15 protein-coding genes are annotated in these 22,343 nt (G+C 66.6%); 2 read left to right on the top strand and 13 right to left on the bottom strand.

Annotated features, from left to right (window positions below; genetic code table 11):
- The 8 genes from CFB39_RS08730 to CFB39_RS08690 all read right to left on the bottom strand — a co-directional run bounded on the left by CFB39_RS08730 (position 1) and on the right by CFB39_RS08690 (position 12,948).
- Complete coding sequence (locus CFB39_RS08730) at positions 1-1,341, bottom strand: calcium-binding protein (RefSeq protein ID WP_089472746.1); 1,341 nt, start codon at positions 1,339-1,341, stop codon at positions 1-3.
- 84 nt (positions 1,342-1,425) lie between these two features.
- Entirely contained in the window at positions 1,426-2,451 is a 1,026-nt protein-coding gene (locus CFB39_RS08725) for a fimbrial protein (protein ID WP_089425377.1), read from the bottom strand.
- The gene (locus tag CFB39_RS08720; RefSeq protein WP_089473254.1) at positions 2,448-3,194 is read right to left on the bottom strand and encodes a molecular chaperone; all 747 of its coding nucleotides are present in this window, start codon (positions 3,192-3,194) and stop codon (positions 2,448-2,450) included. Before CFB39_RS08720 ends, CFB39_RS08725 begins: the two co-directional genes overlap by 4 nt.
- Before the next feature lie 16 nt (positions 3,195-3,210).
- Positions 3,211-5,664, bottom strand: a complete 2,454-nt coding sequence (locus CFB39_RS08715) for a fimbria/pilus outer membrane usher protein (RefSeq protein ID WP_089472745.1) — start codon at positions 5,662-5,664, stop codon at positions 3,211-3,213.
- Positions 5,665-5,782: 118 nt separating this feature from the next.
- A complete protein-coding gene (locus CFB39_RS08710; RefSeq protein ID WP_089425375.1) occupies positions 5,783-6,295 on the bottom strand; it encodes a fimbrial protein in 513 nt (170 codons plus the stop codon).
- 838 nt (positions 6,296-7,133) lie between these two features.
- A complete protein-coding gene (locus CFB39_RS08700; protein ID WP_089473253.1) occupies positions 7,134-8,591 on the bottom strand; it encodes an efflux transporter outer membrane subunit in 1,458 nt (485 codons plus the stop codon).
- On the bottom strand, positions 8,591-11,728 hold the full coding sequence (locus CFB39_RS08695) for a multidrug efflux RND transporter permease subunit (RefSeq protein WP_089472743.1): 3,138 nt from the start codon (positions 11,726-11,728) through the stop codon (positions 8,591-8,593). The genes CFB39_RS08700 and CFB39_RS08695 overlap by 1 nt, the downstream gene beginning before the upstream one ends.
- A gap of 20 nt (positions 11,729-11,748) precedes the next feature.
- Positions 11,749-12,948 carry a MexX/AxyX family multidrug efflux RND transporter periplasmic adaptor subunit gene (locus CFB39_RS08690; RefSeq protein ID WP_089472742.1) on the bottom strand — a complete coding sequence of 400 codons (1,200 nt, stop codon included), beginning with the start codon at positions 12,946-12,948 and terminating at the stop codon, positions 11,749-11,751.
- A gap of 150 nt (positions 12,949-13,098) precedes the next feature.
- On the opposite strand from CFB39_RS08690, the gene CFB39_RS08685 reads away from it, so the two are divergent.
- Both CFB39_RS08685 and CFB39_RS08680 read left to right on the top strand, forming a co-directional pair.
- Entirely contained in the window at positions 13,099-13,746 is a 648-nt protein-coding gene (locus CFB39_RS08685) for a TetR family transcriptional regulator (protein WP_089425370.1), read from the top strand.
- A 339-nt stretch (positions 13,747-14,085) separates the two neighbouring features.
- Complete coding sequence (locus tag CFB39_RS08680) at positions 14,086-15,348, top strand: M23 family metallopeptidase (protein ID WP_089472741.1); 1,263 nt, start codon at positions 14,086-14,088, stop codon at positions 15,346-15,348.
- Positions 15,349-15,507: 159 nt separating this feature from the next.
- Here CFB39_RS08680 and CFB39_RS08675 read toward each other — a convergent pair whose 3' ends face one another.
- The 5 genes from CFB39_RS08675 to CFB39_RS08655 all read right to left on the bottom strand — a co-directional run bounded on the left by CFB39_RS08675 (position 15,508) and on the right by CFB39_RS08655 (position 22,306).
- Positions 15,508-16,233: an amino acid ABC transporter permease gene (locus tag CFB39_RS08675; RefSeq protein WP_089456601.1), complete on the bottom strand. Its 726-nt coding sequence runs from the start codon at positions 16,231-16,233 to the stop codon at positions 15,508-15,510.
- 2 nt (positions 16,234-16,235) lie between these two features.
- On the bottom strand, positions 16,236-16,958 hold the full coding sequence (locus CFB39_RS08670; RefSeq protein ID WP_089472740.1) for an amino acid ABC transporter permease: 723 nt from the start codon (positions 16,956-16,958) through the stop codon (positions 16,236-16,238).
- 94 nt (positions 16,959-17,052) lie between these two features.
- Entirely contained in the window at positions 17,053-17,868 is an 816-nt protein-coding gene (locus tag CFB39_RS08665) for an ABC transporter substrate-binding protein (RefSeq protein ID WP_089425367.1), read from the bottom strand.
- Between the two features lie 187 nt (positions 17,869-18,055).
- Complete coding sequence (locus tag CFB39_RS08660; protein ID WP_256991377.1) at positions 18,056-19,186, bottom strand: fimbrial protein; 1,131 nt, start codon at positions 19,184-19,186, stop codon at positions 18,056-18,058.
- A gap of 111 nt (positions 19,187-19,297) precedes the next feature.
- On the bottom strand, positions 19,298-22,306 hold the full coding sequence (locus CFB39_RS08655) for a GLUG motif-containing protein (RefSeq protein ID WP_089472738.1): 3,009 nt from the start codon (positions 22,304-22,306) through the stop codon (positions 19,298-19,300).
- Between the last annotated feature and the right edge of the window lie 37 nt (positions 22,307-22,343).

The following is a 22,343-nucleotide window of genomic DNA, read 5'->3' as shown; positions in this document are numbered from 1 at the left end:
CTAGCGTGCGGCCGGGACCAGCCGGCATTGCACTAGCCGCGCCGGGTTGACCGGCTTGCGGCAGACGTCTCGCCGCATCGCGGCGTTCGGCTTTGCCGCCAGCATGCGTGACATCGCCTTCGGCTGCGACGTCCGTACCCGCGATGCGTCCGCACCCGGGCTCGCCGGCCGCAATGCGCGCAGCGTCGCCGCATCGATGTGCACTTGCCAGAATTGCGGCCTCCCCTCAGGATCGTCTTCGCGATAGCCCTGCCCCGTGATGGTCTGCCCGTCAGGGCTCATGCCGATCGCGCTGCTCAGATTCAGCGTGCCGACCGACAGGCCGGCCTCTTCGAGCAATGCAACGAGGCTGCGCATGCCGCTTTGCGGCGTCCAGACGAAGACACGCGTGCCGTCTATCTGCCCGTTGCTCGATGCGCCGATCACGACCCGCCCGTCTGTGCTGATCGACGACGCGTAGCTATTGTTGTCGCCGTCGAGAAAACCGAGCCGCTGGATCGTGTCACCGCCGTTCGTCCATAGCACGGCCTCCGAGTCGACCCATTGCCCATCCGGCGTGACCACCAGGGTGCCGAGCGAGCCGGCGATCGTCCGTCCGTCCTCGGTCACGCCGTTGGCCATATCCATTCTGGCCAAGCCCGCGCTGATCGTCGGCAACAGTCGCTCGCCGGATTTTTCGGTCCACAGGAGTGCACGCATGCCGTACACGCTGTCGACATTGCCGGCGTATCCGGTTGCAGCATTACCGGATGGGGTCATCGCCAGCAGCTGCGCAAGATAGTCGCCCCCTGATGGCAACTCGCGGAAGCCGGTCCGCTGGTCCCACAGGAACCGTGCACTCCATCCGTTTGTCGTCGTGAAGTCACCCGCCATCCTGGAGCCGTCGAGGTTCGCGACTTCGACCATTCCGCCCCGGCCGGCAGTATCCGGAACGAGTTTCTGTGTGCGACCGTCGCCGGGCCATCGCACCGCCCATCGATCGAGGTTGCTGCTGTCCGCCTGGCGCGCGCTGATCGAGCCGCCGATTACCTGCCCATCGGCCGACACCGTCTGTGCCTGCGAGTCATAGGCGTTCGCCGGCGCGGCCAGCCGCTGCCAGCCCGTCGCGGCCGACCAAGAGAAGGCCATCGAGCCACCGGGCTGCGCTTCGCTCCAGTAGGAACCAATGATCGTCTTGCCGTCCGCGCTGACGGCATTGCCGTTGTACTGCACGTCGCGCGGCCCGCCCAGGTCTCCAATCACCGTCAGCGAATAACCGCCGGCCGATACCGTCTGCGCGTGAACCGCGCTCATTGCCGACACGGCCAGCACGGCCGCGACGACACTGCGTCTCGGATGCATCCCCTTCTCCTCCGTCCGTACATCAATGAAAATTCAGTGCACGCAGCATGTTGCGCGGCGCACGCCGCTCACACCGCACCACGCTCAATACAGGAAAATCCGGATCGTGGCGGCTGCGTCAAACGGCCCGATCTTCGGTGGTCCGAACGACTTGAGCACCGCATCGAGCATCACGGTCTGATTCGCAACGTTGGCCGCAAACTGCGTGAGCGTGAACTGCTTGTTGAACTCGATCGCCTTGCCCTGACTATCCTCGAGGCCGATCCCGAAATTGCTGTTCGCTGCCGGCACCAGCAAACCGTTCTGTACGGTGCCCTTGGTCGCCTCGAAATAGCCGTCGACGCGAATCGGGATGCTGCATTTCTTCGTCAGCGACAACGAGAACCGCCGGCGCGGCACGGCCGGCAGGAAGCCATTGCCGGACGCCTGCACCTGACCGAAATTGACGATGCCGGGCTCGGGCGTCACCAGCACGTCGACGAGGCACGGTGTCGGCTTCAGGCGCGACAACCCGCTCAGCCGGTACTGAAAACTCGATCGGGCCGCGTTGAGGCCGTATTTGCCGTCGAACTGGAAGACCGCATAGATATCGTTCGGCGGCTGCATCCATTGACCCTTCTTGCGCACCACCACCTGATAGGTAATGCTGAGTGGCACCTTCTCGCAGCGCCCCCATGCAAAGTCCCGGGGCGAACACGGACCCACTTCGGTGGTGGTTTCCACGCGCGCGCCCAGCCCGCTACCCAGGCCGAAATAGTCCCGGCCACCATAGCGAATGCCGATTTCCAGTCCCCATGCGGCGGGATCCTGCATTCTCGGGTTCGCGTAGAAGTAAACCTTCTCGGAAAAGGCCAGTGCGTCCCCGCCGTAGTCCTTGTAGCAGTACCCCGTCGTCGTGCGCGGCGGCGATACCCAGATCACGTACCCGTCCTGCGCGTCCGTCGGATACGATGCGACGCCGCCGATCGGCTCGGTCAGCGAATCCGCGCCGCCGTCGCTCAGGCAGCGCAGCGCCCATGCCGGCTGCACCACCGCGATCAGCATCGCGAGCACGACCCAGCGCAGCCATGCCGCGAGCGGCGACAGGCGTTGTCTTGCGCCCCCGCTCATTTCTTCACGCTCTTGCAAGCCCCTGCCTCACACGCATACTCGACCGCCACCTGGCCACCGTAATCATCGACATGCGTGACGAACAGCGTCGACGGCGTCGCGGCCTTGAACGGCACGTCTGTCCTGCTCATCGGGCTCACCATCACCGGCTCCAGCGGCACGGGCGTCTTCTGCGCCCCCGAAGCCAGGTTGACGATCGTGATGTGATACGGCGTCGGATTGTCGAACACGAGCGTGTGCGCGGCCGAGTCGACCCGCAACGTCATCGGCAGCGTCCAGTCCTCGTCGCGCGCCGGCTGCACGGCCTTCGGGCGGTAGAACAGCTTCATCTGCGTATGCAGCGCGATCTGCAGCGTGTTCGGCGTGTCCGTCTTCGGCGGCACTTCGCGGATGTTCAGGTAGAACACCGTTTCGCGATCGGCCGGCAGCTCGGTGCCCGGCAGCTTCGCGATCCGCAGCACGTTGCGCTCGTTCGCCTCGACGCGCTGCAGCGGCGGCACGACCATCAGCGGCGACGTGATCTTGTTGCCCTTCGCGTCCTCGAGCCACGACTGCACGAGATACGGGTACGTCGTGCTCTTGTTGGTGATCGTGACGATCGCGGCCTGTTCGCCTTCGTTGAAGATCACGCGCGTGCGATCGGGCACGATCGCCGCCTGCGCGGCGCCTGCGAACAGCGCGCCGGCGGTCGCGAGCACGCACCATGCGCGCCGCGGAAAGGAAAGGGAGAAGCTATTTTTCATCGCTGGATCCGTGAATTCATCGTTCGACCCGTGCGGCCGCTGCATGCGACTCGCCGGGCGTCTGGCACGTCACCGGAATCGGCGTGCCTTCGAGTTGGAGCTGGTTCGGCAGCGTGTCGATCGTGCAGAGCGTGCGTTCGCCCGCACGCACCGCCAGCGTGGATTTCGGCTGAACCTGGGTCAGGAATGCCGCACCGCCCTCGCCGACGATGCCGAGTTCCTTGCCGTTCGCCACGTCCTGCACCGATGCACCGAACGGCAGCGGCTTGCCGGCCGGGTCGGTCAGCGTCAGGTACAGGTTGCTGCCGCGCGCGGCGGCAAACTTCACGAAGCCGATCGCGCCGTCGGTCAGCACCATGCGCTGGATCGGGTTCGTTACCTGCACTTCGAGCGGCAGCTTCTCGACGTTGACGGTCGCGTCGTACACGTTGTACGGCGAGATGCCGTCGAGCACCGCATAGCCGCGCGAATCGGTGTGCGAGAGCGTGCCGGACAGCGGCACGTCGGGCACGCCGTCGGTCGACACCAGCAGGCGCGTGTCGCCCGCATTGCCGTTCGCGTGCGCCGACACGCCGTATTGCGTCGCGACGAACGAACCGTCGACTTCGAGCGATGCCGCCGCATACGCATTGGCGAGCGTCGACGCCTGCGCGGTCAGCTGATACGCGGACGAGCGCTGGCGGTAGCTCGCGTTCGCTGACGCGCGTCCGTCGGTCGCACCCGCGTTGACCTGGTAGGTCCGGCCGTTCGGATCGTCGTAGATGTAGCCCGCGTTCACGCTCGTGCTGCCGCTGCCCGTCGTCAGGTTCGACGTGACGGTGTGACGGCCGCCGATCGGCAACGTCGCGGTGACCGAGACCTGGTTGCCGCTTGCACCGGCGCTCTGCGTGCGGAACGCCGACACGCTCACGTTCAGGTTGCGCAGCGTGCCGATCGAGAACGCCCGCGTCAGCGTGAGGCCGACGCGCTGTTCGTTCGCGCGTTCCCAGTAGGTCGTCTGGTCGTACGAGAAATAGGTCGAGGTGTCGCCGAAACGCTTCGACAGCGTCGCCGAGTAGCGCTGCTTGCTGTTCGCGAGGCCGTACGCGGTCGGGTCGCCCGAGAACTGCGCGAAGTTCGTGTATTCGCGTTCGGAGAAGCGATAACCGAAGAAGCGCACGTCGGCATCGAGCCCGTCGAAGTGCTTCGAATAGTTGATGCGGTACGAGTTGCCGTTGCGCGTCGCGCCGTTCCACCACAGCTTCGCCCGCGCATGCGTGACGTCGGCCGACAGCGCGCCGAACGCGCCGAAATCGCGGCCCAGGCCGAGCGCGATCGACGTATAACCCGACGCGGCGATGAAGCCGCCGTACGCCGTGACGTCGAACGGCAGACCGTAGGCGATTTCGCCAAAGCCGAAGAACGGCGTGATGCCGGCGCCGCCGAACTGGCGCGGCTTGCCGACGGCGGCCTTGTAGCGCAATTGCCCGGCGCGCGCGAGGAACGGCACGGCGGCCGTCGTCACCTGGAAGCGCTGCACGCTGCCGTCCTCTTCCTCGACCGCGACGTCGAGCGTGCCCTGCACGCTCGTATTGATGTTCTGCAGCGCGAACGCGCCCGGCGACACGCGCGTCACGTACAACACGCGGCCTGCCTGCGACACGGTCACGGTCGCGTTGGTGCGCGCGACACCCGAGATCAGCGGCGCATAGCCGCGCAGCGAAGGCGGCAGCATGCGATCGTCGCTGCGGATCGACGCGCCCGTCAACGCGAACGTGTCGAAGATGTCGGAAGTCAGGTAGTCGTCGCCGAACGTCACCGTCGACTGGATCGACGGCAACGCACGAAATGCATAAAGCCGGCTGAAGCGGAACGTGCGGTCCGCGTAGGCCGTATTGCCCACGTTCGATTGCGCCTGGTAGTCGCCGCGAAAGCGCCATGCCTCCCAGTTCGCGCCCACCGTCCCGTAGGCCTGGATCGAATTCGTCTGGCGACCGTCCGTCCCGAAGTTGCGGTTCGTGTTCGCGATCACGCGATAGTCGAGCATCGCACCCGGAATCCCTTCTGACCAGCGCGACGGCGGCAGGTAGGTCGAATCGGTGAACTCGAGCGCGGCCTGCGGAATCGTGATCTTGAGCCGCCCGTCGCTTTTGAGGTAGCGCACGGTCGCGCCCTCGATCGCGCCGAGGTCGACGCAACGTCCGCCCTGGAAGCGCGGCAGGTCCTTCAGGAGCGACGGCTTCAGCCCGAACTGAGCGACGAGTTCCGGCGGCAGGCACGGCTTGCCCGCCCCTGATGTATCGACGGCGATGAATTCGATCGCCTGCAGCCCGTAGAACAGGTCGTTGACCTGCACGTCGAGCATGTACTCGCCCGGCAGCGTGAAGTCCGCCTGCGAGAACTGCGACAGATCGACGTTGTTCGAGCCGTCGATGTTCAGGAACGACGAATTGAATTCCGTCGCATGGCTCTGGCTGCCGACCACCAGCACGGAGACGCAAAGGAAGGAATGTCTGATTCGCACGCGGCGCTACCGGAAGTCCAGGGAGGGAGAAAAGGAGGAAAAGCGAACGAGGAAGGGTGCGCGCACCCTTCCCCGGTACGGCGGCTTACTGGTAGCGAACCGTGAAGTTCGCGACGCCCTCGGCGGTACCCGGCGTCACGCCGGCTGCGGTCGCTTCGTACATCGCAGCGAAGCGCGCGATGTTCGTGCCGTTCTGCAGCACGGTCGGTGCCTTCTGCTCGGCGCCGTTGTCGAGGTATTCACCCGACGCTGCCTGCAGGCGGATACCGACGTTGGTCGCCGAACCGATCGTCGCGAGCAGCTTCGGCTGGCCTGCGCTCGACGTGCCCGTGAACGTGAAGTACGCGTTCTGCGCGACGCTCGTGTCGCAGTCGGTCAGCTTGATGTCGAAGTTGGTCGGCGTGGACTTGTCGCCAGCCTGCTTGAACACGTTGGTCGGCACCTTGCCGAGGTTCACGGTCTGGTTGACCGAACCCGAATCGATGCCGCATGCGCCCGCGACGATCTCGCCCGTGAAGTTGATCGTGCCGGTGCCCGCTGCGAAGGCCGAGGTCGACAGGGCCGCGAGTGCGACAGCGGTCAGGATGGATTTTTTCATGACGTTTCCCGTAAGGACTGCAAATGGAGTAGTTGACGTGGCGGACACAAACGGCAGCGCATGGTGGCTCCCGTCCGACACGAGGCGGCATTATCGAGATAATCGTGAAAGTTTTCTGTAAATCATTGTCAAATGCATCTGACAATGTCCGATTTACCCCTCTAAATCCACACTCTTTCCTGTCGATTTACAATCCTTCAATTTTTATCCGCAGTCCTTTTTTATTTGCGGGAAGTAACTGAAGATTAAGGAAATTTTCGATCGACAGCCGTAACCACCCTGCTGGCCCTTGCTGGGCTTGGCTCCCGCGAAATCATCGTCGAAAAGGACAAAGCATTGTCCAATGCCGCCATCGTTGCAGAACGACAACGGCAATATCAAATCATTTTCAACAAACAGGAAATTAAACCGCGATTCAATCAATTCAATTTTTTCGCGCAAACGATTGCGACATGAATACAAACGTTTTACTGCGACACTTTGCCGCCCTCATTATTTCCAATATATTGATTAATTCGACCGTCAATTCCTGATCGTAACTCACATGCATGAGCGGTCGCCGGAACCCGTCGTCCGGTCCGTATCGCGGCAGCGCAGGAAGGAAAAATGGCCCGCACACGTTTGCGCGGAATCGCGGCACGAGCGGTCGCCTGACGAGGGCTGTTCCGGAACGCGCACGTGCGCGTTCCGGCAGGATGAAAACGTCCTGGCCAGCCTGTCAGTGAGGGGGAAGATATCGCCGGAACAGCGGTATGGATCGAAGAAAGCGGCAGCGGCACGTCGAAGCGCACCGCCGCCGTCATGCCGCCCGACGCGTTGTCGCGTCAGGCGACAGGCATCACGCGGATGCCGCGGCCTCCGCCGACGCCGGCGACCAGCCGCCGCCGAGCGCACGATACAGCGTGATCGCGTTCGCGAGCCTGAGTTGCTTGAGCCGGATCAGCTCCTGTCCCGACTCGTACGTGCTGCGCTGCGCGTCGAGCAGTTCGAGATACGTCGCGACACCGCCCGCGTAACGGCGCTCGGCGAGCTTCAATCGCGCACCGTCGGCCGCATACACGTCCTGCTGCGCGGCAAGCTGGCGATCGATCCAGTCGCGCGCGGCGAATGCGTCGGCCACTTCGCGGAACGCGGTCTGCACCGTCTTCTCGTAATCGGCGACCGCGATGTGCTTGCGCGCGTTCGCGACGTCGAGGTTCGCGCGGTTGCGGCCGCCCGCGAAGATCGGCAGCGTGAGGCGCGGCGCGAACGTCCACACGCTCGTGCCGCCGGCGAACAGGCTCGAGAACGCATCGCTGACCGAGCCGTAGTCGCTCGTCAGCGTGATGCGCGGGAAGAACGCCGCGCGCGCGGCGCCGATCTGCGCGTTGGCGGCCTTGAGCCGTGCCTCGGCCTGCCGGATGTCCGGCCGCCGTTCGAGCAGCGCACTCGGTGCGCCGGGCGCGACGGGCGCGATCGACAGTGCGTCGAGCGCAGTCGTGTCATCCGGCACGTTGCGCGCGAAGTCGCCCGCGAGCAACTGCAGCGCCCGCACGGACTGCGCATGCTCGCGCTCCAGCGCGGCCTGCGACGCGCGCGCGGATGCCACCAGCATCTCGGCCGAGCGCAGCTCGATCGCGTCGCTCGTGCCGGCCGCATAACGGCGCTGCGTGAGCGCGGCCATGCGTTGGCGCGCATCCAGCGTGCGCTGCGCCAGCGCGAGTTGCTCATGCAGCGAGCGCTCCGATACATACGCGCCGGCCACGTCGGCGATCACGCCGATGCGTACCGTGCGTTGCGCGTTGGCCGTCGCGAAATATTCGGCGAGCGCCGCGTCCGACAGGCTGCGCACGCGGCCGAACAGGTCGAGCTCGTACGCGCTGACGCCGACGCCCGCGCGATACAACCCGCTGATCGCGCTTTCGCGCACGACCGGGTCGTACTGGCGCGTACGGTCATAGCCCAGGTTCGCATCGACCGACGGCAGCCGGTCCGCGCGCTGCACGCCGTACAGCGCGCGCGCTTCCTCGAGGCGGCCGGCCGCGACCCGCAGGTCGCGGTTGTTCGCGAGCGCCGCGTCGATCCACGCCTGCAGCGCGGCATCGGTAAAGTAGCTGCGCCAGTCGTCGAGCAGCGCGGCGTCGGCGGGCGACACCTCGGCCGCCGGCGCGGCACTGCCGTCGACCGGCGTATAAGTCGTCGGCACCGGCGCCGCCGGCCGCTCGTAACGCGGCGCGAGCGTGCAGCCGGCCAGCGCGAGCGCGACGGCCAGCGCAACCTGGGCCCGCAGCGCGGCGCGTGCATTCAGCGCAAACATCATTGAGAACCCTCCATCGTCGCCGGCTGTGCCCCGCCGCGCCGGCGCGGGCCGACGTCGAACAGGCGGCCGACGATCACGAAAAACAGCGGGACGAGGAACACCGCGAGCACGGTCGCCGTGATCACGCCGCCCAGCACGCCGGTGCCGATCGCCATCTGCGCGCCGGACGCGGCGCCCGACGCGAACGCGAGCGGCAGCACGCCGACACCGAACGCGAGCGACGTCATCACGATCGGCCGCAGCCGCAGACGCGCGGCCTCGAGCGCCGCGTCGACGAGCGACATGCGCTGCGCGACCAGGTCCTTCGCGACTTCGACGATCAGAATGGCGTTCTTCGCGGACAACCCGATCGTCGCGATCAGCCCCACCTTGAAGTAGATGTCGTTCGGCATCATCCGCAGCGTGACGCCGAGCACCGCGCCGATCACGCCGAGCGGCACGACCAGCATCACCGCGAACGGAATCGACCAGCTCTCGTAGAGCGCCGCGAGCGCGAGGAACACGACGAGCACCGACAGCGCGAACAGCATCGGCGCCTGCGCCCCCGACAGCCGCTCCTCGAACGACTGCCCCGACCACGAGAAGCCGGTGCCGGCCGGCAGCTTCCCGGCGAGCCGCTCGATCGCGGTCATCGCCTCGCCGCTGCTGTGGCCTGCCGCGGCCGACCCGTTGATCGTGAACGACGGAAAGCCGTTGTAGCGCGTGAGCTGCGGCGGCCCGAGCGTCCAGCGCAGCGTCGTGAACGCCGCGAGCGGCACCATCTCGCCGTGGGTGTTGCGCACCCGCAGCTTCTTCACGTCGTCCGGGTCGAGCCGGTGCAGCCCGTCGGCCTGCACGACCACGCGCCGCACCTGCGTGCCGTGCATGAAGTCGCCGATATAGTCGGAGCCGAACATCACCGCGAGCGTCGTGTTGATCTCGTCCATCGACACGCCGAGCGCGGACGCCTTCGCGCGATCGATGTCGAGCTTCAGCTGCGGCGCGTCCTGCGTGCCGGCGAACATCAGGTCGGTCAACGCCGGATCCTTGCGGCCCGTCTCGAGCAACTGCTCGCGCGCGGCGCTGAACGTCGCGTAGTCGAGCCCGCCGCGGTTCTGCAGCCGGAAGTCGAAGCCGCTCGTCGAGCCGAGATCGGGGAGCGCCGGCGAGTTCATCGCGAACACCGTCGTGTTCGGCGTGCTCGCGAAGCGCTCGTTGATGCGCGCGACGATCGCCTGCACGTGCGCGTCTTCGTTCTTGCGCTCTTTCCAGTTCTTCAGCGTGACGAAGATCATCCCGCCGTTCGGCCCTTCGCCGTACAGGTTGAAGCCGCCGAGCGCATACGTGAACGCGGTCGGCTCGTCGCGGCGGATGGTCGACTCGACTTCCCGCACGCTCTGCATCGTTTCCGCGAGCGGCGTGCCTTGCGGCCGGATCACCATCACCATGAAGTTGCCCTGGTCCTCGTCCGGCAGGAACGCGGTCGGCAGCTGTGTGAGCATCAGCGCCGCGGCGCCGGTCAGCGCGCCGTACACGACGAGCCAGCGCACCGGCTTCTTCAGCATCTTGCCGACGCGCGTGGCATAGCGTTGCGTCGAGCGCGCGACCAGGCGGTTGAACCAGCCGAAGAAGCCGCGCTTCTCGTGATGGTCGCCCGACACGGGCTTGAGCAGCGTCGCGCACAGCGCGGGCGTCAGCGACAGTGCAAGGAAGGCCGAGAAGCCGATCGACACCGCGAGCGACAGCGCGAACTGCCGGTAGATGTTGCCCACCGCGCCGCCGAAGAACGCCATCGGCAGGAACACCGACGTCAGCACCACGGTGATCCCGACGATCGCGCCGCTGATCTGCTTCATCGCCTTGACGGTCGCGTCGTAAGGCCCGAGCCCCTCCTCGACCATCAGCCGCTCGACGTTCTCGACCACGACGATCGCATCGTCGACGAGGATGCCGATCGCGAGCACCATCCCGAACATCGTCAGCACGTTGATCGAGAAACCGGCCGCATACATCACGCCGAACGTGCCCGCGAGCGCGACCGGCACGACCAGCGTCGGGATCAGCGTCGCACGCAGGTTCTGCATGAACAGGAACATCACGAGGAACACGAGCACGCCGGCCTCGATCAGCGTCGTGACGACCTTGTTCATCGATACGCGTACGAACGACGATGTCTCGTACGGGATCTGGTACGTCACGCCCGGCGGGAAATACGCGGACAGCTCGTCCATCGTCGCGCGCACGCGCTTCTCGGTGGAGACCGCGTTCGAGCCCGGCGCGAGCTTGATGCCCATCCCGGTCGCGACCTTGCCGTTCACGTACGACGGATAGTTGTAGTCGTTGCCGCCGAACTCGATGCGTGCGACGTCGCGCAGGTAAAGCGCGGCGCCGTCGGCCTGCGCGCGCAGCGCGATCGCGCCGAAATCGGCGGGCGTCTTCAGCGGCGCGTCCGCGAACACGGTCGCCGCGATCGGCGCGCTGGCCGGCACCGCGCTGCGCCCGATGTCACCGATCGTCACGCGTGCGTTGTGCGCACGCACGGCCGACGCGATATCCGACGCGGTGAGGCCGTGCCCGGCCATCTTCACCGGGTCGGGCCAGATCCGCATCGCGTACTCCGCACCCCAGAACTGCACCTTGCCGACACCCTCGACGCGGCGCAGCGCCTGCACGACGTTCGCCGACGCATATTCGCCGAGCTGCACGTCGGTCATCCGCCCGTCGTCGGACGTCAGCGACACCACGAGCTGGATGTTGTCGGCGGCTTTCTCGACCTGGATGCCGTCGCGTCGCACGGGTTCCGGCAGCCGCGCCTCGACCGTCTTCAGCCGGTTCTGCACTTCGACGGCCGCGAGATCGGCGTTCACGCCCTGCTTGAACGTCAGGTACAGCGACGCGGCCCCGGCGCTGCTGGTGGCCGACGTGTACATCAGCCCCGGCGCGCCGTTCATTTCGCGCTCGATCAGCGCGGTCACCGATTCCTCGACGACCTGCGCGGATGCGCCCGGATACGTCGCATAGATGCTGACGACGGGCGGGGCGATGTCCGGGTACTGCGCGACGGGCAGCGCGCGGATCGCGAATGCGCCGCCCAGCATGATGAAGATTGCGATCACCCACGCGAAGACGGGGCGATCGATGAAGAAACGTGCCATGGTGGTGTGGTGTTGACCAGTCAGGTTTGACGGGCGGCCGCCTGCGAAGCGGCCGCGGCCGGCGCCGCCTTCGACGGCGGCGCCTGCTCGACGGGCTTGACGGCCGTGTCGGGCGCGAACTGCGCGGCGTTGTCGACGATCACGCGCTCGCCGCCCGCGAGGCCGCGCGTGATGCGCCAGTCATGGCCGCTCATCTGGTCGGCCGTGACCTCGACGTCCTTGACCTTGCCGTTCGTGCCGACGACCCGCACCGACGTGCGGTCGGCCGTGCGCAGCAGCGCATCGCGCGGTACGAGGATCGCGCGCTGGTCGACCGCCGTGTCGAGCGCGATCCGCACATACGCGCCCGGCAGCAGCTCGCGCTCCGGATTCGGGAACAGCGCGCGCATCGCGACGGTGTCGGTGGTCGGATCGACCGCGAGATCGCTGAACAGCAGCTTGCCCTTCAGCGGATACGCGGTGCCGTCGGCGCGCAGCAGCGTCACCGCGATGTCGTGCTGCGCGATGCCCGTCGCCCGCCCGCTCTTCACCGCGCGGCGCAGCGCGTCGACGTCGGCGGCCGGCTGCGAGAAGTTCACGTAGATCGGATCGAGCTGTTCGACGGTCGTGAGCGGCGTCGCCTGGTCCTGGCCGACGAGCGCGCCTTCGGTCACGAGCGCGCGCCGGGCGCGGCCCGCGATCGGCGCGGTGACGGTCGCATAGTCGAGCTGCAACTGCGCCCGCGCGAGTTCCGCCTTCGCGGAAGCGACGTCGGCCTTCGCCTGCGTGTCGGCCGCGACGGCCTCGGTGTGATCGCGTTCGCTCACCGCGCGGTCGCGCACGAGATCGTCGTAACGGCGGCGCTTGTCGCTCGCCGCGAGCGCGGCGGCCTGCGCCTTCGCGAGCGCCCCCTGCGCGGCATCGCGCGCGGCCTTCAGCGGCGCGGGATCGATGCGGAACAGCACCGCGCCCTGCTTCACTTCCTGGCCTTCCTCGTAAGTGCGCGCGGTCACGATGCCCGCGACCCGCGCACGCACTTCCGCCTGCCGGTACGCGTCGAGCCGGCCCGGCAATTCGACGGTCATCGGCACGGCCGTCGGGCGCACCGTCACGACCGTCGCCTGTTTCGCGGCCTCCGGCGCGGCGTCCTTGTCGCCCTTTCCACATCCGGCCAGGGCCAGCACGGCCGCCAGCGCGAACGGCGCCAGTCGGTGGCGCAACAGGGAGCGATTGTTATTCATGTGTGACCTCGGATCGTTCGCCACCGATAAAATGCGGCGGCTCAGGGTGGCCGATTATAATCAGTCACGACTGATTAAATACACGCCACTTCAATCTGACCGCCACACTGTCTCAATAAAACGACAGCGAACTGTAAGGAATTTCAGGACATGGCCCGCAAGACCCGCGAAGAATCGCTCGCCATCAAGCACCGGATCCTCGACGCCGCCGAGCTCGTGCTGCTCGAGAAAGGCGTGGCGCAAACCGCGATGGCGGACCTCGCCGAGGCCGCCGGGATGTCGCGGGGCGCCGTCTACGGCCATTACCGCAACAAGATGGAAGTGTGTCTCGCGATGTGCGACCGCGCGTTCGCGCGCACGTCGGAAGGCTTCGACGCGGGCGAAGGGCTGCCCCCGCTCGCCACGCTGCGGCGCGCCGCGTCGCACTATCTGCAGGAATGCGGCGAGCCGGGCCCGATGCAGCGCGTGCTCGTGATCCTCTATACGAAGTGCGAGCAGAGTGAGGAAAACGGCGCGCTGCAGCGGCGCCGCATGCTGCTCGAATTGCAGATGCTGCGGATCACGAAGGCGCTGCTGCGCCGCGCGATCGCGGCCGGCGAAGTCGCCGCCGATCTCGACGTGCACCTGGCCGCCGTCTATCTCGTCTCGCTGCTCGAAGGCGTGTTCGCGTCGATGATCTGGACCAACCGGCTGCGCGGCAACCTGTGGAACGACGCAGAGGCCATGCTCGACGCCGGCTTCGACACCGTGCGCACGTCCGCCGCGCTGCGAAGTCGCGCGCACAAATTGCCGGACTAACGGAATTTGTCGTAATAAATGCTGATTTAACCCGATTTACCGCACTGCGAAACGAATGAGCTGACCCCCTTTAAAATTTTTAACGTTTCGCGGAACATCGGTAGACTGACGCTGTCATCTTTCTTTAGCGTCTTCGTGATAACCGGGTACGACCCGGCATGCACGCCGCCGTTCGAAGCGGGTCCGCCCCGCGCGTTGGGTCGAACGGAAACGATACAGGCCCCTGGCGGGGCCTGTTTTGTTGCACGCCCGCCGCCCGCCCCGTCGCTGCCCGACGGATGTGCCGCCGGTGGACCCTGCCCACACCCCCTTTGAACCGCTTTCCTGGATGTGGACACCTTGGTCAAGTCTGCCGCTACCCCTGATGCTTTCGCGCCCGGCCGCGCGCAGCGCATTGCGCGCGCGCTCGTGCCGGCCGCCGTGCTCGGCGCCCTCGCCGCACTCGGCCTCGCCGCGCTGCCGGCCGTGTCGCAACTGCCGGGCGCCGTCGATTCGGGCACGGCCGCGCTGCCGCAGCGCGTGCTGTCCGACACGCCGTTTCCCACCGCCCAGCATTTCGTGACGAGCGAACTCGCCCGCACGATCGGCGAGCGCAACGATGCCGGCGAACGCAACGACCGCAGCCAGCAGCCGGGGCTGTTCGCGCCGCTCAGCGCGCACCGCAACGAGATGCTCGGCTACGCGAACCTGTTCCAGTTCGCGGCCCCTGAAAACCAGCACGGGATGCGCGCGGGCGACATCGAGCTCACGCTGTCCGATACGCTGAACCGTCTCGACGTGCCGCCCGAGGTGCGCATCCAGCTCGGCGATCTCGTCAGCGGCAAGGTCGCGATGCGGGCGAGCGCGCAGCGCGGCGACTACTACCGCGTCGCATTCGATACGAGCGACGGCACGCCGCGCCTCACCGCGCTCGAACTGCGCGTCGCCGGCCGCACGTTCGGCGCGATCTGGTTCCGCGCGCCGGGCGCCGAGCACGGTGCGTACTACGCGCTCGACGGCTCGCCGCTCGAAGCCGCTGCCTTCACGATGCCGGTCAAGTGGACACGCATCAGCTCGTTCTTCGGCGAACGCATTCACCCGCTGTCGCAGGCGATGGCGTTCCACACGGGCGTCGATCTCGCCGCGCCGAGCGGCACGCCCGTCGATGCGGCGGCCGACGGCGTCGTCTCGTTCGTCGGCACCGATCCGGGCGGCTACGGCCGCTACGTGATCGTCGATCATGCCGATGGTTACTCGACCTACTACGCGCACCTGTCCGCGTTCGCGCACGGCCTCAAGACGGGCGAGACCGTGAAGCAGGGCCAGCGCATCGGCTCGGTCGGGATGACGGGCGCCGCGACGGGCCCGCACCTGCATTTCGAGGTGCGCGTCGCCAACAATCCGGTCGATCCGCTCGTCACGCTCGCGAGCGCGCAGACGGCGCTGTCCGACATGCAGCTCACCGCCTTCCGCCAGGAAGCGGCGCAATGGCGCTTCCGTCTCGCCTCGATTCGTACGGCGCCGTTCGCGTTCGCGCAGAACGACGGGCCGCTGTGGGGCGATTTCGCGACCGACTCATCGACGCTGCGCGCCGTCTTCAATACGCATTACTCGGCATCGTGATGCACGTGCTGCGCGCCGTTGCTCGACTGGCAGCGGCGCGCGGCAGGCTCTCAACCTTCCTTGCCCCTGCGCGCCGGGCCTGACCTGCCTGACGCGTGTCCGCTGCACGAATTCAACGACACGCCATCGTCGGCCATTCGAAACGGCCGCGGCATGCCGCTACCGCGCGGGTTCCGTATACTCGGCCGCCGCGTGCGCCGCACGTTCCGCGCGCGGGCGCCGCGACAGCAGCCAGCGGGCCGCGCCGTCGAGCGACGTGCACAGCACCAGGTAGATCAGCGCGACGAACAGGAAGATCGGCGCCGGATACACCATCAGCCGGTTGTTCACCTGCGTCGCGACGAACGACAGCTCCGGCACGCCGACGATATACGCGAGCGACGTGTCCTTCACGAGCGCGACCCACTGGTTGACGAACGACGGCGTCATGATCCGGATCGCCTGCGGCAGCAGCACGTAGCGCACCGTCTGCCAGCGCGTGAGCCCGAGCGACAGCCCGGCTTGCCATTGCCCGTCGCCGGCCGCGACGATGCCCGCATGCACCGCGTGCGCGAGATACGCGCCGCCGATCAGCGCGAGCGCGCACACCACCGTCGCGAGCCCCGGCACGTCCATGTGCAGCAGCATGGGCATCAGGAAGTAGGTCCAGAAAATCAGCATCAGCACCGGAATCGCGCGGAAAAAGCCGATGAACGCGAGCAGCAGCACGCGCACGGGGCCGCGCGCGAGCGCCATCGCAACGCCGAGCGCGATGCCGAGCACGGCCGACGCGACGGCCGACGCGATCGCGAGCAGCAGCGACAGCGCGGCGCCGCCGAGCGGCCCTTCCGGGAAGGCGCCGACGAGCAGGTACGGCAGATTGGCGAACAGCAGCGAAAGATCCATCGTCAACGCCCCGCTCCCAGCCGGTCGCGCCATTGCGTGGCCGCATACGCGCCCGCTTCGATCGCGGCCACCGCCGCGACGTACAGTACGGTTGCCACGCCGAACGCGGCGAAGGTCTTGAACGTCTCGGTCTCGACCTGCCGCGATGCATACGACAGCTCGGCCACGCCGATCGCCATCGCGAGCGACGAGTTCTTCACGAGATTCATGTATTGGCCGAACAGCGGCGGCAACGCGATGCGCACCGCCTGCGGCAGCACCACGTAACGCAGCGACTGCATCGGCGTGAGGCCGAGCGCGGCCGCCGCATCGTGCTGCGCGCGCCGCACGCCGCGCAGGCCGGCTTCGCACTCCTCGGCAACGAACGCGGCGGTATAGGCGCTCAGCCCGACCCAGCCCGCGACGAATTCGAACGACGGCCACGCAAGCGTGAACGGGCCGATGCTCAACGCATGACGCGCGTTCAGCCACGTGATCCAAGGTTCGGGCAGCAGCGACGCGACACCGAAATACCAGAACAGCAACTGCACGAGCAGCGGCGTGTTGCGGAACGTGACGACGTACGCGGCCGCCATCGTGCGCGGCGCCGTGCCGCGCGCATGGCGCATGACCGCGAGCAACAGCCCGCCGGCGGTCGCGACGACGGCCGACGCGGCCGCGAGGCCGAGCGTCAGCAGGAAGCCCTGCCAGAGCCAGGACAGGTATTTGGGAGCCAACCCGAGCATGCTGTGTTGCGGGCGCGAAGCGCGCGATCGGAAGAAAACGAAAAGCGCCGCGCGGCCGATGCTTTGGCCAGTCGCGGCGCGCGTGCGACGCGGATCAGGTCTTGTCGCCGATCCGGAAGATGCGCGTGAGCGGCGTCTTCGTCGTCGGCCCGAACCATGCGTCGTAAATCTGCACGGCCCGGCCGTTCGCCTCGAGCCCCTTCAGCGTGTCGTTGACGAAGCCGAGCAGGCGCGTCTCGCCCTTCGGCACGCCGACGCCCATGTAGTCGTTCGAGATCGTGAACGCCGGGATCTCGTAGTTCTGCTTGTCCGGCACGTTCGCGAGCAGCCCGATCAGCTTCGGGCCGTCCTGCGTGATGGCCTGCACGTTGCCGGCGCGCAGCGCGGCGAACGCGAACGGCGTGTCGTCGTACGCGACGATCGTCGCCTTCGGGAATTTCTCGCGCAGCGTGATCTCGTTGGTCGTGCCCTTGTCGGCGCCGACGCGCAGCGCGTTCAGCTGGTCGGCCGATTTCAGCACGCCCTTCTTCGCGAGAAACTGCTGGCCCGACGAGAAATACGGAATGCTGAAATCGACCTGCTTCGCGCGCTCTTCGGTAATCGTGAAGTTCGCGAGCACGAGATCGACCTTGCCGGACGTCAGGAACGGAATGCGGTTCGCCGGGTTGGTCGGCTGGAGCTGCAGCTTCACGCCGAGCTTGTCGGCGAGTGCCTTCGCATAGTCGACGTCGAGGCCGACGATGTGATTGCTTTTGCCGTCGACATAGCCGAACGGCGGGTTGCTGTCGAACGTCGCGACGCGCAGCACACCGGCCTTCTTGATGTCGTCGAGACGGTCCGCATGCGCGACGGTGCCTGCGGTGATGAGCGCGGCTCCGACGAGCCACGTAGCGAGCGTGTGGAATTTCATGAGCACGACCTGATTTGTTATGAAGGCCGCCGCGGATCGCGCGGCGGCCCGGTTCGAAGAACATCGCGACGGATGTGTGTCGTCGCGAAGCCGCTAACGTATCAGCACGTGCGGAAAATCCGAACCAACAAATGGTGCTTTGCTCAGCGGGTTTCGTGATGAGGCATGCGCGACGCGGCGCGCGCCATCACGGGAACGTGAACGTGAATTCCGCGGCCCCATTCGCGCTTCCCGGGCTCAGCTCGCCATCCGTGCCGGTTCGGATGTACTGGGCAAGCAGCGGGATCGTCGCCGTGTCGCCGTTGCGTATCATCGGATAGGTCGGGGCCGAGCCCGGATCGCCGTATGCAATCCGTTGCTTCGTCTGCCCATGCATCATCACGATATTGAACCCGCGTGCGACTGGCCGGCCGGCCGGTGCGCTCAACTGCAAAAGCGTTGTGTCGGGATTCGGCTGCGGGGCCTTGTCGCGGAAACTGATCGACGGCTTGGCCGCGGCCGCGCACTGGCTGAGCGTGATATCGAAACTGACGGGCTCCGACACCGCGTGCAAGGCCGGAAAACGGGTGATCGCGAAATTCCCGAGCGTCACCGGCTTGACCCAGTCCGACTGGATCTCGCAGCGGTTCGGCACATGGAATTCGCACTCGCTGCCGATGCACACGTTGCCGACGCCGACGAAGGTTTTCGTCAGCTTGCACAGATTGGAGGGCGTCGTCTGCTCCGGTACCGTCACGGTGCCGCCTACCGACGCGACGCCTTTCGGCAAGTCGATCGCATAAATCGCGACAATTGGATTGCCCGGCAGGTTCTTGACGATCAGCTTGCCTTGCGGCAACTGCGACACCGGTTTGTCGAGCACCAGATACTGCCGGAAAAGCATCATCTGCAGGTCGGAACCGCTTTCGCTCACGCGACCGAGGTTGTGCCTCGCAGTCACCATCGGCAGCCCGACTTGCGGCAACGTGTGCGTGTCGCCGTTGCCGGATACGCCAGCCCACTTGAAGCCGATGCCGTTGATGTTCGTCGGCACGGCACCATTCGTGACAAGAGGACCGCTCGTCCAGTGTCCAGCCGCTACCAGTTCGTGCGCCTCGGACGCCCTGCCGTATTTGAACGAAACGACGAGCGACACAGAGCGTTGGTACAGGATCGCGCCGACCGGTGTCGCGCTCGTCAACGGCGTAACCATCTTCCAGACTGACGCGTCGATGTTGCCGAGCGAGCAATCCAGCGCCATCGAGCCACCGACGCCCTGTGCCATCCCGTGTGCGCCGAATGCAAGCACCAGGTATCCCGCCATCGCCAGGCGACGCATGGCCCGGCCGACTCGCCCGGGTCCGCGCGATTGAATCGTCTTCATGCTACCTCCCGTTGCGGGGGCGGCGGGCGGTGGTCATGCGCGCCCGCCGCCCGTCGCATTACTCGATCACTCGATCACACCGAGATTGAGACCGGCAATCTTCTGCAGCCCGGCCTCGCCGACCGCGATGCTGTTGCGGAAGATGCCCCGGTTGATGCCGACGAGGCCGCCCAAGGTCTGGTACGACGACACGTTGATCCGCCCGCTCGCGGCCGAGCGTTCGACGAACCCCGCGTTCAGGCCGATCAGGCCGCCGAGTGTCGCGTAATAGCCTGCGCCGACCGTGCCCGACGCCGATGCGTCGTGCACGGTGCCGAGGTTTTCGCCGGCAAACCCGCCCACCGTGCTCGATGAGCCGCCCGTCACGTTGCCGGTCGCCGACGCGGTGTCGATCTCGCCGGATGTCGTGTTAGCGCCGGCGAAGCCCCCCACCGATGCACCGACACCGCCGTATACGTCGCCGCTCGCATCGACGTTGGTCAGTTCGGCCGCGTTGCTCCCGACGAAACCACCCGTCTTGCTGTAGTTGCCGCCGGTCGTCTTGCCACGCGCGACCGAGTGTGCAATCCGGCCGCCGAGATGGCTGCCGACGAAGCCGCCATTGGCGCCCTGCCCGCCGGTGACCGCGCCGTGCGCTTCTGCCATGTCGATGAACGCGTACATGCCCAGGTTGATGCCAACGAAACCGCCGGTCGAACCCGTCGATGCGTTCATGACGGCGCCCAGCGCCTTGCTGCCGGTCACGATGCCCTGGTTCAGCCCGACGAAGCCGCCGATCGCTTGCGCATATCGGCCGTCGACGACACCGCTTGCGCTCGAATTGGCGATCTTGCCGGTATTGACGCCGACGAGTCCGCCCGCCGTACCGCCCGAGCCCCCTGTCACGCGCCCCAGCGCCGTTCCGTCGTCGATCCTGCCAAGCAGGTTCGCGCCCACGAGCCCGCCGACGTTCACGCCGGCGATATTGACGCCCGACGTGGTGCCCCGACTCGTCGACCGCAGAATGTCGCCGCCCCGATTCACGCCGACGAGACCGCCGATCGATGCCTGGTTCGATGCGCCGCCCGTGACGGTGGCGTTGGATTCGCTGTCGGACACGATGCCTGCCTCCTGCCAATCCACGCGGTTTTCGCCGACCAGGCCGCCAACGGCATACGACATCCCGTTACCCGCCACGGATCCGGCAAATGACGATTGCGAAAGCTCGCCGCCATTGATGCCGACCAGGCCGCCCAGCGCATTGCTGCGGCTGGCGCCGGCACTCACCTGCATGCCCGTCGCGGTCACGTTCGTGACCTTGCCGGCGTTTTCGCCCACCAGCCCGCCGATGGCGACCGGACCGACACCGGACGCGGCACTGACGCGCAACGACGCCAGCTTGAGGTTGGCGAGCGTACCGGTGTTGCGGCCGAACAGCCCCGCATACGGATCACTGCTCGTGATGATGAGGTTGCTGATCGTGTTGCCGAGGCCATCGAACACGCCGGAGAACGACGCGCCCGAACCGAGGGTCTTGAACGTGGGGCAGTAGTAGTAGGAACAGGAACCGGCGATGTTGTTGCCGAGGACATACAAGCCATCGAGATTCGTATTGATGCCCTGCAACTGCTGCAGGTTCTGGATCACGGTGTAGCGATAACCGTTCGACTCGAAGCCGGCCCCGGTGCCCGACAGCGTCACGGCCGCGGCACCCGTCAGCGAATGCGCGACGCCGTAGTCGAGCGTCAGCAACGCATTCGCGCCGGTCAGTGCGATCGGCGCCGCGATCCGCACGTTGTTCTTCGCGTCGATGGCCACCCGCGCGTTCGCCCCCGTCGCGCGCAGCGCACCGTTGACCGACACGTCGCCTTGCCGGCTGGCCAGCGCCAGCCGGTTGCCGCTGGCCCAGGTCACCGGCCCGTCGACCGATACCGCGCCGCGTTCGGCGACCAGTTCGACATCGGTCGTCGCGAGGTTGCGCGACAGCGTGTCGGCCACGATCGTACCCGGCTGGTTCGCTCCCGCCTTGACCGACACGTCGGACGATGCGATGCGCCAGGTGCCGCCGCGCCCATTGGTCGCGCGTGTATCGACCATCGCGCCGAGCGCCACTTTCACGTCGGCGCCGCGGGTGTCGACCGTGCCGCCATTGCCCGGCGTCGTCGCGCTCGCGTTCAGCGTGCCTGCAACATTGACGGTGCCGGCGTCGTAACCGTCCAGCGAGATCCGGCCCGCGACGTTCCTGAGCGTGCGCGCCTCGATGGTGCCCTGGTTGTTGACCACCGTGCGCAACAGCGTATCAGCGGTCTTCGCGCTCATCAGCACCTGCCCGCCGTCGGCCTTCAATAGCTGTTCGTTGCTGACCAGCGCATTGATGGCGCCCTGGTCGATCTGCACGTTCAGCAATTTGCGGCCATCGAAGTTCAGCGTGGCGTCGCTGCCCGCACCCAGCGCGACGGTGCCCATCTGCGCCTGGACGATCCCCTTGTTGATGACTTTCGCGCCGAGCAGCGCGATCGCGCCGCCGTCGCTCGCCACGAGATTGCCGACGTTGTGCACTTCGCTCGGAGATTTGCCGGAAAACCGGAAGCGGCCGGCCTCGAAATCGTCGTTCTTGATGTCCAGCGTCGTCGCCACCAGGCCGCCGACGTTGACCTGTGCCCCCTTGCCGAACACGATGCCGTTCGGGTTGACGAGGAACACACGGCCGTTCGCCTCGATGTTGCCGTGGATGGCGCTGCCATCCTGGCTGATCACCCGGTTCAGTGCGATCGACCTGTCGGACGGCTGGTTGAACGTGATGCGCTGCCCTTTGTCGACGCTGAACGTCTGCCAGTCCGTCACCAGCTTGTCGGTGTGCTGGTTGACCGACATCTGCTGCCCGTTGTCGTAGCGCAGAATGTCGGCCTTCCCGGACACGATGTTCTCGCCCGTCGGCAGCGCATGCACGGACGTCGCCGCACTACCCGCAAGCAGTGTCGCCACCGCGACGACGCGCGCGCGCATCGCGGACTTGCCGTGCCGGCGTACCCGTTCACCGACTGCCTGCCAAACGCCCTGCCTGGCGTTCCATACCAAAGCGTATGTCTTGTTCATGCTCGTTTTCCTTGTTGTGGTTGAAACCCTGTCGATG

This window comes from Burkholderia sp. AU6039 (genome assembly GCF_002223365.1).
Taxonomy (GTDB): Bacteria; Pseudomonadota; Gammaproteobacteria; order Burkholderiales; family Burkholderiaceae; genus Burkholderia.
This window is presented reverse-complemented; position numbering and strand designations above follow the sequence as displayed.